The sequence below is a fragment of the Streptomyces sp. NPDC047880 genome, assembly GCF_040706515.1.
GTDB lineage: Bacteria > Actinomycetota > Actinomycetes > Streptomycetales > Streptomycetaceae > Streptomyces.
In genome coordinates this window covers 353,441-366,703 of sequence record NZ_JBEZOK010000001.1, presented here as the reverse complement: position 1 = coordinate 366,703, position 13,263 = coordinate 353,441, and the positions used below count along the sequence as shown (strand labels likewise).

The window sequence follows — 13,263 nt, the reverse complement described above, 5'->3', positions numbered from 1 at the left end:
GGCGGCCACTGACAACGCCTGCCGTCCCGTCCGGTGCCCGGAGCCCGGCCGGTCACCTCGCGGTCCTGCCTCGGGCTCCCGCACCGTCCGGCCTCCTCGAGTCCGGCCCCGGCTCCCGGCACCGATCAACCTCTTCGAAGTCCGGCTCCCGGATTCCCGCGCCCGCCCGCCGGGGGCCCCAAACGCCCCGCAGCCGCGCTCCCGCACCGGCCCGCCGGAGGCGTCAGCGCCCCCGGCCGCCCCTCCCGCGGCGTCCGCGGCCCTGGTCCGGCTCGTCGTGCGGTCCGAGCAGTTCGTCCGCGAGCGAGGGCAGGTCGTCCAGCGGCGTCTCCTCGGCCCAGTCGGACCGACGGCGCGGCGTCCCCTCGGCGTCGACCTGGGGCATCTCCCGCGTACGGTCCTCGGTGCCGTCGGGCCGGGCGGCCGGGGCGTCCTCCCGGAAGTAGCCGGGCGGCACCCGGTCCGCCGGTTCGTCCCCGCGTACCGGCGGAAGCACGGCCGTCTCCTCGGCGTCCTCCGACCGGACCGGGGGCAGCACCGCCGTCTCCTCGGCGTCCCCCGGCCGGACGGGAGGCAGCACCGCCGTCTCGTCGGCCGCGCCGGGGGCGTCCCGGTCGGGCACCTTCGGCAGCACCTCGGTTTCGTCGCCGGGGCGAGGCGAGAACGGCGGCAGGGCGCTGGTCTCCGCCCCGGCCACCGGCGGAACCGGCGGCTTCGGCAGCTCGGCGGTCACCTCGGCCTCGGACTCACCGGCGGTCCGGCCGCCGTCCGAGCGCTGCTCCTCCTCACGCACCGGGCGCAGCACGGTCGTGTCCTCACCGGCACCACCCGGTGTCACCACCGGCGTCGGCACGGTCGCCGCGTCCTGACCTGCCGCGGAACCCGCCGCGCTCCTCGGAGCGGAGTTCTGCGGGGCGGAGCTCTTCGGCCCGGCCTCGGCCGCCGCGGCAGCCGCCTCCGCGAGCCGCCGGGCCTCCTCGGCCCGCAGCAGGGCGGCCTCGGCCTTGCGCTGCTTCTCCAGGCGGAGCGCCTCGGCCTCGGCACGCAGGCGCGCCTCCTCCTCGGCCTGCTTGCGGCGCCGCTCCTCCTCCGCCCTGCGGCGGGCCTCCTCCTCGGCGCGGGCCTTCTCCTCGGCGAGCAGCCGGGCCCGCTCCTCCTCGGCCTTCCGGCGCGCTTCCTCCGCCCGGCGTCGGGCCTCCTCGGCCTGCCGTTCGGCCTCGCGGCGCTGCGCCTCCTCCAGCTCGCGGCGCTTGCGCTCCTCCTCCTCGGCGCGCAGCTTGGCGAGCTGCTCCTGGCGCTCGCGCTCCAGGCGCTCCTCCTCGGCCTTGCGGGCGGCTTCCTCCTCGGCCTTGCGGCGGGCCTCCTCCTCGGCCTTCTTCCGTGCCTCCTCCTGGGCCTTGATCTCGGCCTCGGAGAGCGGCAGTACCTGGTCGAGGCGGTGCCGGATGACGGTCGTGACGGCCTCGGGCTCCTGGCCGGCGTCCACCACCAGGTACCGCCCGGCGTCGGCCGCCGCCAGCGTCAGGAAACCGGCCCGCACACGCGCGTGGAACTCGGCGGGCTCCGACTCCAGCCGGTCCGGCGCCTCGGTGAACCGCTCGCGCGCGGTCTCCGGCGCGACGTCCAGCAGCACGGTCAGATGCGGCACCAGCCCGTTCGTCGCCCAGCGGTTGATCCGGGCGATCTCGGTGGGCGAGAGGTCACGGCCGGCGCCCTGGTAGGCGACGGACGAGTCGATGTACCGGTCGGAGATGACGACCGCGCCGCGCTCCAGGGCGGGCCGCACGACGGTGTCGATGTGCTCGGCCCGGTCGGCCGCGTACAGCAGCGCCTCCGCGCGGTGCGACAGGCCCGCGCTCGACACGTCCAGCAGGATCGACCGCAGCCGCTTGCCCACCGGCGTGGCCCCCGGCTCGCGCGTCAGCACGACCTCGTGGCCCTTGGCTCGGATCCACTCGGCGAGCGCCTCGGCCTGCGTGGACTTCCCGGCTCCGTCGCCGCCCTCCAGGGCGATGAAGAAGCCGGTGGCGGCGGCTCCCTGCTCCGGGTCGTCGCCGCCGAGCAGCGCGTCCTTCAGGTCCTGCCGCAGCGGCACACCGGAACGGTCGTCGACCTTGGCCAGCACCAGCGCGGCGACGGGCAGCAGCAGGGCGCCGGTCAGCATGAGCGTGAAGGCCGCGCCGCCGTGCGCGAAGACGAACTTGCCGCTCTCCAGCCGGTGCGGCCCGATCGCCGCCGCCACCACGGGGGCGACCATCGCGCCGAGCGCCACGCAGACCCGGACGACGGCGTGCAGGTGCTCCGTCGTGCGGGAGCGCCGGTTCTCCTCGGTCTCCTGGTCGAGCAGGGTGTGCCCGATGTTGGCGGACAGGCCCGCGCCGACACCGGCCAGCGCGAGGATCAGCAGCACGGTGGTGACGTCCGGGACCAGTCCGGCGGCCAGCAGGGCGACACCGGTGAAGGCGATCGTCAGCGCGAGCAGCCGGCGGCGCGACAGCGCGGGCACGAGGGCGGGCGCCGTACGGATGCCGACGACCACGCCGCCGGTCAGCGCGGCCACGAACAGGCCGTAGAGCACGGGGCCGCCGCCCAGGTCCTTGGCGTGCAGCACGGCCACGGCGACGGCGGCCGACACCGCCGCCGCGACGGCCGCGCAGGACAGGACCAGCAGCGGCATCGCGCCGGTGCGGCCCTTGTCGGCGCCGGTGGTGGTCTTCGGGCGGCGCAGCCCCTCGAGCGGCGACCGCGCGCGCGGGGTGCGCGTGCCGGGCAGCTCCAGGAAGGTCAGCACGGACAGGGACGCGGCGAACAGTCCGGCGGCCACGTAGGAGGCGAGGGCCGCCTGGTGCTGGCCGAACCAGTCGATGCCGGCGCCCAGCAGGTTGTTGAACAGGGCCGCGACGACCAGTGCGACGGCCGCGAGGGGAATCGCCGCGAAGCCGGTGCGCAGCGACAGCCGGCGCAGGGCGTCCATGTGGTCGGGCAGCGGCCGGACCGTCGCGCCCTCCGGCGGCGGGGCGGGGAGCAGCGCGGGGGCCGCGCTCTCGCGGCACACCGTCCAGAACCGCTCGGCGACACCGGTCACGAAGGCCGTGACGAGGAGGACCGCCAGCGCGTTCTCCGGCGTCCAGTCGATCCACAGGGGCGCGACGATGAGCAGCGCCGCGCGCAGTCCGTCGGCGCCGACCATGGTCCAGCGGCGGTCGAGCGGGCCGTCCTGCGAGGTGAGCGCGGAGAGCGGGCCGAGCAGCACGGCGCCGAACAGCAGCGTCGCGAGGATGCGCACCCCGAAAACGGTCGCCACTGCGAACGCCACGCCCCGGTAACCACCCCCGAAGGGGGCTTCCGCGACGGCCGCCTGAACCGCCAGCAGGACCAGCACGAGAAGGGCGAGGGTGTCCCCCACACCACCCACGAGCTGTGCGCTCCACAACCGCTTCAGCTGCGGTCGTCGCAGCAGGGCGCGGACGGCACGCTCGCGGGAGTCCGCGACCAGGGCGTCGTCGGGGGCGGGCTGAGGGGCCGTTGGGTGGTCGGCTCGCGTCATGCGTTCAGCCTATCGGGAGCCACCGACACCCCGGAGGGCGCGGGCTGGCATGCGCACGCCCCGACACCGAAGTGTTGCCGGGGCGTTCGCATTCCGAACCCTGGGCGAAGAACCGGACGCGACGGTCCGGTTTCCGGACAGAGCCCGAACGACCTCGATCCTCCGCGGACTTGGAGGTACGGCTGCCGCTCGGTGTGCCGCTCAGTCCTCCGCGGACTTGGTGGCGGTCGCCGTCTTGGCGGCCGTCTTCTTCGCGGTGGTGGTCTTCTTCGCCGTCGTCTTCTTCGCGGTCGTGGTCTTCTTCGCCGCGGTCTTCTTGGCCGTCGTCTTCTTCGCCGGCGCCTTCTTGGCCGCCTTCTTCGCGGTCTTCTTCGCCGGACCCTTGGCACGCTTCTCGGCGAGCAGCTCGTAGCCGCGCTCCGGGGTGATCTCCTCGACGCTGTCGCCGGAGCGCAGGGTGGCGTTGGTCTCCCCGTCGGTGACGTACGGGCCGAAGCGGCCGTCCTTGACCACGACCGGCTTCTCGCTCACCGGGTCGGTGCCCAGTTCCTTCAGCGGCGGCTTGGCGGCCGCCCGGCCACGCTGCTTGGGCTGGGCGTAGATCGCCAGCGCCTCCTCCAGCGTGATCGTGAAGAGCTGTTCCTCGGCCTGGAGCGAGCGCGAGTCCGTGCCCTTCTTCAGGTACGGGCCGTAGCGGCCGTTCTGCGCGGTGATCTCCTGGCCCTCGGCATCGGCGCCGACGACACGCGGCAGCGACATCAGCTTCAGGGCGTCGTCGAGCGTCACCGTGTCGAGGGACATCGTCTTGAACAGGGACGCCGTGCGCGGCTTGACCGCGTTCTTGCCCGTCTTCGGGGTGCCCTCGGGGAGGACCTCCGTCACGTACGGGCCGTAGCGGCCGTCCTTGGCGACGATCGTATGGCCGGTGGCCGGGTCCGTGCCCAGCTCGTAGTCGCCGCTGGGCTTGGCGAGCAGCTCCTCCGCGAGGTCGACGGTCAGCTCGTCGGGCGCCAGGTCGGCGGGGATGTCGGCGCGCTGGTGCTGCTCGGTGTCCTTCTCGCCGCGCTCGATGTACGGCCCGTAGCGGCCGACCCGCAGCACGATGTCGTTGCCCACCGGGAACGACGACACCTCACGCGCGTCGATCGCGCCCAGGTCGGTCACCAGCTCCTTGAGGCCGCCGAGGTGGTCACCGTCGCCGTTGCCCGCGTCGGCCGCGGCGCCGCTGACCGTGCCCTCGCCGAAGTAGAACCGCTTCAGCCACGGCACGGCCTGCGCCTCACCGCGGGCGATGCGGTCGAGGTCGTCCTCCATCTTGGCGGTGAAGTCGTAGTCGACGAGCCGCCCGAAGTGCTTCTCCAAGAGGTTGACCACGGCGAAGGACAGGAAGGACGGCACCAGGGCCGTGCCCTTCTTGAACACGTAGCCGCGGTCGAGGATCGTGCCGATGATCGACGCGTACGTCGACGGGCGGCCGATCTCGCGCTCTTCCAGCTCCTTGACCAGGGAGGCCTCGGTGTAGCGGGCCGGGGGCTTGGTGGCGTGCCCGTCGACCGTGATCTCCTCGGCGCTCAGGGGGTCGCCCTCGGAGACCTGGGGCAGCCGGCGCTCGCGGTCGTCCAGCTCGGCGTTCGGGTCGTCGGCGCCCTCGACGTAGGCCTTGAGGAAGCCGTGGAAGGTGATCGTCTTGCCGGACGCGCTGAACTCGACGTCCCGGCCGTCGGAGGCGGCGCCGCCGATCTTCACCGTGACGCTGTTGCCGGTGGCGTCCTTCATCTGGGAGGCGACGGTCCGCTTCCAGATCAGCTCGTACAGCTTGAACTGGTCACCGGTCAGTCCGGTCTCGGCGGGAGTGCGGAAACGATCACCCGAGGGGCGGATCGCCTCGTGGGCCTCCTGCGCGTTCTTGACCTTCCCGGCGTACGTCCTCGGCTGCGGCGGCAGGTAGTCGGCGCCGTACAGCTGCGTGACCTGGGCCCGGGCGGCGGAGACCGCCGTGTCGCTCAGGGTCGTGGAGTCCGTACGCATGTAGGTGATGTAGCCGTTCTCGTACAGCTTCTGCGCGATCTGCATCGTGGCCTTCGCGCCGAAGCCGAGCTTGCGGCTGGCCTCCTGCTGCAGCGTCGTCGTACGGAACGGGGCGTACGGCGAGCGGCGGTACGGCTTGGACTCGACGGAGCGGACGGCGAACTGCGTCTGCTCCAGGGCGGCGGCCAGGGCGCGGGCGTTCGCCTCGTCGAGGTGGAGGGTGTTCGCGCTCTTCAGTTGTCCCAGGGAGTCGAAGTCGCGGCCCTGCGCGACCCGCCTGCCGTCGACGGTCTGCAGGCGCGCGACCAGCGACGACGGGTCCGACGAGTCTCCGGCGCGGCCGGTCGCGAAGGTGCCCGTCAGGTCCCAGTACTCAGCCGAACGAAAGGCGATGCGCTCGCGTTCCCGCTCCACCACGAGTCGGGTGGCGACGGACTGGACGCGGCCCGCGGACAGCCGCGGCATGACCTTCTTCCACAGGACCGGCGAGACCTCGTAGCCGTAGAGGCGGTCGAGGATGCGGCGGGTCTCCTGGGCGTCGACGAGCTTCTGGTTCAGCTGGCGCGGGTTGGCCACGGCGGCCTGGATCGCGGCCTTGGTGATCTCGTGGAAGACCATCCGCTTGACCGGGACCTTGGGCTTGAGCACTTCCTGGAGGTGCCAGGCGATGGCCTCGCCCTCACGGTCCTCATCGGTGGCGAGGAAGAGTTCGTCGGACTCCTTCAGCAGGTCCTTGAGCTTCTTGACCTGCGCCTTCTTGTCGGCGTTGACCACATAGATCGGCTGGAAGTCGTGTTCGACGTCCACACCGAGGCGGCGGACCTCGCCGGTGTACTTCTCGGGCACCTCGGCGGCGCCGTTGGGAAGGTCGCGGATGTGCCCGACGCTCGCCTCGACGATGTAGCCGGGGCCGAGATAGCCCTTGATCGTCTTCGCCTTGGCAGGCGACTCGACGATGACGAGTCGGCGGCCGCCCTTCGCGGTCTCGCTGGTCGGGGACAACTTCGCTCTTCTCTCCGGTCGACACTGGGGCCTCCCCGGAGTCGCTTACCGGGGCTGGGTACGTGGTGACGCTGCGGAGTGTGACGGTACATCCCGCCCCCGTGTCAAACGGGAAAAGCCCGCAACGGCCACTCGAACGGTAACCCGACTACCACCAATCCTGCCGCCCGGAGTACCGGGAGCGGGGGGCACTCTGTGCGGAGCGCTACCCCCCGGTTACCGGCAGGCGCGCCGCCGGAGCGGGTCTCAGAGGCGGCTGAAGCACCATGCCGCGCTCGTAAGGGCGAGCACCGCGACGGCGCTCGCGACGGTCGCCGATGCGACCGGCCTCACACCCTGGGCGACGGGCAGGTGCCGGCGCGCGCGTGTCACGGTCCAGGCCAGCAGGGCCCCTCCGAACAGGGAGAACACCGCTCCCGTGAAGATCGCCGGTGCACTCTCCATGACCCGCCGTGCCCCTTTCCCCCGGTCCGCGCATCCCTGGCGAAGGGAGGCTGGCACGCGCGGGCGGCGGGCAGGCGAACCCGAGGTGAACGCCGGGGCGACACGGCGGTGGATCAAGGCCTTCCGGTTCCTTGTGACCCCTGTCGGCCGAGGTGTTCAAATCGACTCGAATTTGTTGGCGAGTCGCCTCGACGTCTCCGGCCGCCCCTCGGCGGGCCGCTCAGGAGACCGGCTCCAGGAACCCCTGCTCGACGAGCAGCCGGATCTGGGCCGGTGTGCGGTCGCGCAGCAGCACCGGGTCCTCCCCGATCAGCTGGGCGATGGCGTCGAGGATGCGGCCCGCGCTCATCGTGCCGTCGCAGACGCCGGCGAAGCCCGCGCCGACCGTGTCCACCCGGGTCGCCCGGCGCATGCCGCGGTTCTGCCGCAGCACGACGTGCTCGGGGTCCTCGGCGCCGGGCAGCCCGACCTGTTCCTGCACGATCTCGGCGGCGAGCCGGAAGTACCCCTCGAGCAACGCGGCGTCGTCCTGGTCGCGCAGGTGGTCGAGCCGGTCGAAGTGGGCCCGGATCGTGTCTCCCAGCGGCTGCTCGACCGGGTGCGGCCACTCCTCCACCGTGAGCGAGGGCACGGCCGCGCCCGTCTTGCGCAGGGTGATCCAGCCGAAGCCGACGGCCTTCACCTTGCGCGCCTCGAACTCGTCGAGCCATGCGTCGTACCGCGCCTGGTACTCCGCCGGATCGCCCTGGTGGTCACCCGCGTCCCGCAGCCACAGCTCGGCGTACTGATTGACGTCCTGCACCTCGCGCTGCACGATCCACGCGTCGCAGCCCCGGGGCACCCATGACCTGAGCCTGTCCTGCCAGTCCTCCCCTTCCACGTGCTGCCAATTGGCGAGGAACTGCGCGAACCCGCCCTCGTTGAGCCGTTCCCCTGCCTCCTGAACGAGCGTGCGGCACAGATCGTCCCCGCCCATCCCGCCGTCGCGGTAGGTGAGCCGGGCGCCGGGCGAGATCACGAACGGCGGGTTGGAGACGATCAGGTCGTACGTCTCGTCGTCCCGGACCGGTGCGAAGAGGGAGCCCTCGCGCAGGTCGGCTGCCGCGGTGCCGGACAGCGCCAGCGTGAGGGCGGTGATGTGCAGGGCGCGCGGGTTCAGGTCGGTGGCCACCACACGCGTGGCGTGCTGTGCGGCGTGCAAGGCCTGGATGCCGGAACCGGTGCCCAGGTCGAGTGCGGCGGCGACGGGCGTACGGACGGTGATACCGGCGAGGGTCGTGGAGGCGCCGCCGACTCCGAGGACGACGCCTTCCTCACGCCGGCCGATACCGCCGGCGCCGCCCACCGCGCAGCCGAGGTCCGACACGATGAACCAGTCCTCGCCGCCGGGCCCGCCATAGGGCCGGACGTCGACGGTGGCGGTGAGTTCCTGCCCGCCGGTCCGGGCCAGCCAGCCGCTCTCCAGGCAGGCGTCCACCGGCAGGACCTCGGCTACGCGCGCGTGCGGTACGGGCTGCTGGAGCAGGAACAGCCGGACGAGCATCTCCAGCGGCGTGTCCCCGCGGGTCGCCCGGAGTGCGGGCACGGTCTCACTCCGGGCCAGCGCCGCGTACGCGGGGGCCCCGAGCAGTTCGAGCAGGCCGTCGGCGGTGAAGGAGGCTGCGAGCAGGGCGTCCCGAAGCCGGGCGGCGACATCGGGGCGGTCGGAGGCGGGCAGCGGGGGCAGGGGTGACTGACTGGCGTTACTCACGCCCCCCATTGTGGCCGCCGGGGCGGAGGTCGCACGTGCCCGTGCGGGGTGGAACCGCCCCTGCCGCCCGGCTTTCGGTCCTCAGCTCTGGGAGGCTCCGGCCGGCGCCGTGGCCGCCTTGCAGCTGGACTGCTGGGCCATCGCCTGGCCGACCTCGCCCTCCTCCAGGTTCCTGAGGGCGTCGTTCCCGCTCTGGCTCAGCTTGTCCAGCTCGGTGGCGATCTCCTTCAGACCGTCTGCGAACTTGCCCTGGTCCTTGGTGTCGAGCTCGTCGACCTGCTTCTTCAGCGAGGCGTACGAGGTGGAGATCGCGTTGAGCTCCTTGACCGCGTCCTTCTGCTTCTTCTCGCCGTTCTCGACGTCGGGTGCCCCGGCCTTGTTCACGGCGGTCCCGATCGCCTTGTAGGCGTCGGACATGTCCTGGAAGGCCTGGGCGTCGGTCTTCTGGACGTCCTTCGGCGTGCTGTTGTCCGAGGTCTCCTTCTGGATCGCGGCATTGGCCGACTCGATCTTCTTGGCCTGCGGCTGTACCGCGTCACAGACCTGCTTGGCCCAGGAGTCCAGCTTGTCGTTGCTGTCGTCGCCGCCGCAGCCCGACAGCGCCAGTACCAGTACCGCACCGCCGGACAGTGCGGCCGCGAGCTTCTTGTTCACCGGATTGGTCCCTTCCATGGCTCTCGGCCCCGGAACATACACGCCAGATGCACGACAACCGCACGCCGGACGTCCAATAAAACCGTTTTGTAACCTTTTGTATCAGGCGAGAGAAGGCTCACGCGTGATGATCGTGTACCCACACAGCGCGGGCGGGCGACGCGTCAATCCGCGCCGCCCGCCCGCGCCTTGAGCTGGGCCTGGGGAACCTCCCTATGAAACGACCGCCGGATCCGCCGACTTGGGCTCCGCGTCGGCGTTGTCTTCGTCACCCATGGCGATTCCGCGCCGCTTTGACACGTACACAGCCCCGGCGATCACGAGGAACGCCAGGACGGCGACCAGGATCCGCACCCCGATGCTCCGGTCCGGACCGTAGGAGAACTTGATCACCGCGGGCGCGATGAGCAGCGACACCAGGTTCATGACCTTCAGCAGCGGGTTGATCGCGGGCCCCGCGGTGTCCTTGAAGGGGTCGCCGACCGTGTCTCCGATCACGGTCGCCGCGTGCGCCTCGCTGCCCTTGCCGCCGTGGTGGCCGTCCTCGACGAGTTTCTTGGCGTTGTCCCAGGCGCCACCGGAGTTGGCGAGGAACACGGCCATCAGCGTGCCCGCGCCGATCGCGCCCGCCAGGAACGCCCCGAGCGGGCCGACACCGAGCGTGAACCCGATGAAGATGGGCGCCATCACGGCCAGCAGACCGGGCGTGGCGAGCTCGCGCAGGGCGTCCTTGGTGCAGATGTCGACGACCTTGCCGTACTCCGGTTTCTCGGTGAAGTCCATGATCCCGGGTTTCTCACGGAACTGCCGCCGCACCTCGTAGACCACGGAACCCGCCGACCGCGACACGGCGTTGATCGCCAGCCCCGAGAAGAGGAAGACGACCGCCGCGCCGGCGATGAGTCCCACGAGGTTGTTGGGCTGCGAGATGTCCATCATCAGACTCATCGGGGCGCCGTCCCCGCTGAGTTTCTCGCCCACGTCCCGTGCGCCGGTGAAGATCGCGTCGCGGTACGACCCGAACAGTGCCGCCGCCGCGAGCACGGCCGTGGCGATCGCGATGCCCTTGGTGATCGCCTTGGTGGTGTTGCCGACCGCGTCCAGGTCGGTGAGCACCTGCGCGCCCGCGCCCTCGACGTCACCGGACATCTCCGCGATGCCCTGCGCGTTGTCGGAGACGGGCCCGAAGGTGTCCATCGCGACGATCACACCGACGGTGGTGAGCAGGCCGGTGCCGGCCAGCGCCACCGCGAACAGCGCCAGCATGATCGATGTGCCGCCGAGCAGGAACGCCCCGTACACACCGAGACCGATCAACAGGGCGGTGTAGACGGCGGATTCGAGACCGACGGAGATACCGGCCAGGACGACGGTGGCCGGGCCGGTGAGCGAGGTCTTGCCGATGTCCCTGACGGGTCGGCGGGTGGTCTCGGTGAAGTAGCCGGTCAGTTGCTGGATGAGGGCGGCGAGCACGATGCCGATGGCCACCGCGACGAGCGCGAGGATCCGCGGGTCGCCGTCCTTGCCCTGGATCGCGGCGTCGGTGACCCCGTCGAGCTCGGAGTACTTCCCCGGCAGATAGACGAAGACGGCCACCGCCACCAGCACCAGCGAGATCACCGCGGAGATGAAGAAGCCGCGGTTGATCGCGCTCATGCCGCTGCGGTCGGCGTGCCTGGGCGCCACCGCGAAGATGCCGATCATGGCGGTGATCACACCGATCGCCGGCACGAGCAGCGGGAAGCCGAGCCCCGCGTCCCCGAACGCCGCCGAGCCCAGGATCAGCGCGGCCACCAGCGTCACGGCGTACGACTCGAAAAGGTCGGCCGCCATGCCGGCGCAGTCGCCGACGTTGTCGCCCACGTTGTCGGCGATGGTCGCGGCATTGCGCGGATCGTCCTCCGGAATGCCCTGCTCGACCTTGCCGACCAGGTCGGCGCCGACGTCGGCGGCCTTGGTGAAGATGCCGCCACCGACACGCATGAACATGGCGATCAGCGCGGCCCCGAGGCCGAAGCCCTCGAGCACCTTCGGCGCGTCGGCCGCGTACACCAGCACCACGCAGGAGGCACCGAGCAGGCCGAGGCCCACCGTGAACATGCCGACCACGCCACCCGTGCGAAAGGCGATCTTCATCGCCTTGTGCGAGACGGCGGTCAGATCCTTTTCCGGCTCGCCTTGAGCCGGAGTGGCTTCACGCGCCGCCGCGGCGACACGCACATTGCTGCGCACGGCGAGCCACATGCCGATATAGCCGGTGGCCGCCGAGAACGCCGCTCCGATCAGAAAGAACACCGACCGTCCGGCACGCTGACTCCAGTCGTCCGCGGGCAGCAGCATGAGCAGGAAGAACACGACCACGGCGAATACGCCGAGTGTGCGCAGCTGCCGGGCCAGATAGGCGTTCGCCCCTTCCTGGACCGCCGCCGCGATCTTCTTCATGCTGTCGGTGCCCTCGCCGGCCGCGAGCACCTGGCGCACCAGGACGCCCGCGACCGCCAGCGCCGCCAGTGCGACGACCGCGATGACCACGATGAGAACGCGGTTGCCATCGGTCAGCACGGCGGCTGCGAGGTCTGTGGGATGGCCCGACTGTTGTGAGAGGGAAAGCCCCGCCATTCGTCCTCCTTGACGCTTGGGCTGAGCTCAAGATGTGGACGGGATTGTAGGTACCGGAACCTGATCAAAACAGAGCGCGATAAACGGAATTGGCCTTCCGAGGTAATGCCTCAAAAGCATTCCGAGGCTGCCGGGGAGCACGCGAATGATCGTGAACGAATTCACGCGATGAACGGCACAGGAACTACTGTAAAGGCGAGCACTGACACCCGCACACGACGAAGGGCCCCACGGGTGGTGGGGCCCTTCGGAGATACGGGTGCGAGCGGTGGCGGTGTCAGACCAGAATCGTCGGCGGCGGCGTGGTCGGCCAGGTCATCTTGATCAGCCCGCCGTGCTCTCCGGCGCTGACCTCGACGTCGTCGACGAGTCCGCTGATGACCGCGAGACCCATCTCGTCCTCGTCGGCCTCACCGTCGGGGTCACCGGGTCCGGCGCCCGGCCCGCGCTCACCGGCCACCGCGTGCGCGGCCTCGTCGCCGACCTCGATGGAGAACTGCTTCTCCTCCTCGATCAGCAGCACCTTCACCGGGGCCGAGATCCGGCCGGTCTGGTGCAGCCCGACGGCTCGGGTGCACGCCTCGCCGACGGCGAGCCTGACCTCGTCGAGGACGGCCTCGTCCACCCCGGCCCTGCGCGCCACCGCTGCCGCCACCAGCCGGGCGGTCCTGACGTGCTCGGGCAGCGCGCTGAAGCGGAGCTCAACGGTGGCCATGCATCCCCCTCGCAATCACGGGCGTGCTGTCGAGGGGCTCCGGGCCGCCGAAACCCGGGCCCCCTCGGTCTTCACTTTCGCCGAACATCGGCCGGCCCGGGCCGAGGGCCCGGGACCGGCGTCAGTCGGTGGCCGCAACCGCTTCCTCGACCGAGGTGTGAATCGGGAACACCTTGGTGAGGCCGGTGATACGGAAGATCTTCAGAATGCGCTCCTGGTTGCAGACCAGGCGCAGTGAGCCCTCATGGGCCCGCACGCGCTTCAGGCCGCCGACCAGTACGCCGAGCCCGGTGGAGTCGAGGAAGTCCACGCCCTCCATGTCGACGACAAGGTGGAAACTGCCGTCGTTCACCAGCTCGACCAACTGCTCGCGCAGCTTGGGCGCGGTATATACGTCGATTTCGCCACCGACCCTGACGATCGTGCGATCGCCCATGGTTTCGGTCGACAGGGACAGGTCCACGGATCCTCCAGCACCTTGCTATCGAGCGGTCGCCCTTAGGG

General features: G+C 71.2%; 8 protein-coding genes. All 8 read right to left on the bottom strand.

Features of this window, described 5'->3' with window-relative positions; translation table 11 throughout:
• Positions 1–223: 223 nt before the first annotated feature.
• Complete coding sequence (gene tmk, locus AB0937_RS01850; protein ID WP_366708974.1) at positions 224–3,547, bottom strand: dTMP kinase; 3,324 nt, start codon at positions 3,545–3,547, stop codon at positions 224–226.
• A 201-nt stretch (positions 3,548–3,748) separates the two neighbouring features.
• A complete protein-coding gene (gene topA / locus AB0937_RS01845) occupies positions 3,749–6,577 on the bottom strand; it encodes a type I DNA topoisomerase (RefSeq protein WP_366708973.1) in 2,829 nt (942 codons plus the stop codon).
• 246 nt (positions 6,578–6,823) lie between these two features.
• Complete coding sequence (locus AB0937_RS01840) at positions 6,824–7,021, bottom strand: hypothetical protein (RefSeq protein ID WP_366708972.1); 198 nt, start codon at positions 7,019–7,021, stop codon at positions 6,824–6,826.
• 220 nt (positions 7,022–7,241) lie between these two features.
• Entirely contained in the window at positions 7,242–8,780 is a 1,539-nt protein-coding gene (locus AB0937_RS01835; protein WP_366708971.1) for a methyltransferase, read from the bottom strand.
• A 72-nt stretch (positions 8,781–8,852) separates the two neighbouring features.
• The gene (locus AB0937_RS01830) at positions 8,853–9,443 is read right to left on the bottom strand and encodes a small secreted protein (RefSeq protein ID WP_366708970.1); all 591 of its coding nucleotides are present in this window, start codon (positions 9,441–9,443) and stop codon (positions 8,853–8,855) included.
• 195 nt (positions 9,444–9,638) lie between these two features.
• A complete protein-coding gene (locus tag AB0937_RS01825) occupies positions 9,639–12,044 on the bottom strand; it encodes a sodium-translocating pyrophosphatase (RefSeq protein ID WP_366708969.1) in 2,406 nt (801 codons plus the stop codon).
• 277 nt (positions 12,045–12,321) lie between these two features.
• Positions 12,322–12,759 carry an ATP-binding protein gene (locus AB0937_RS01820; RefSeq protein WP_366708968.1) on the bottom strand — a complete coding sequence of 146 codons (438 nt, stop codon included), beginning with the start codon at positions 12,757–12,759 and terminating at the stop codon, positions 12,322–12,324.
• A 121-nt stretch (positions 12,760–12,880) separates the two neighbouring features.
• Entirely contained in the window at positions 12,881–13,222 is a 342-nt protein-coding gene (bldG, locus tag AB0937_RS01815; RefSeq protein WP_003991900.1) for an anti-sigma factor antagonist BldG, read from the bottom strand.
• Positions 13,223–13,263 lie beyond the last annotated feature (41 nt).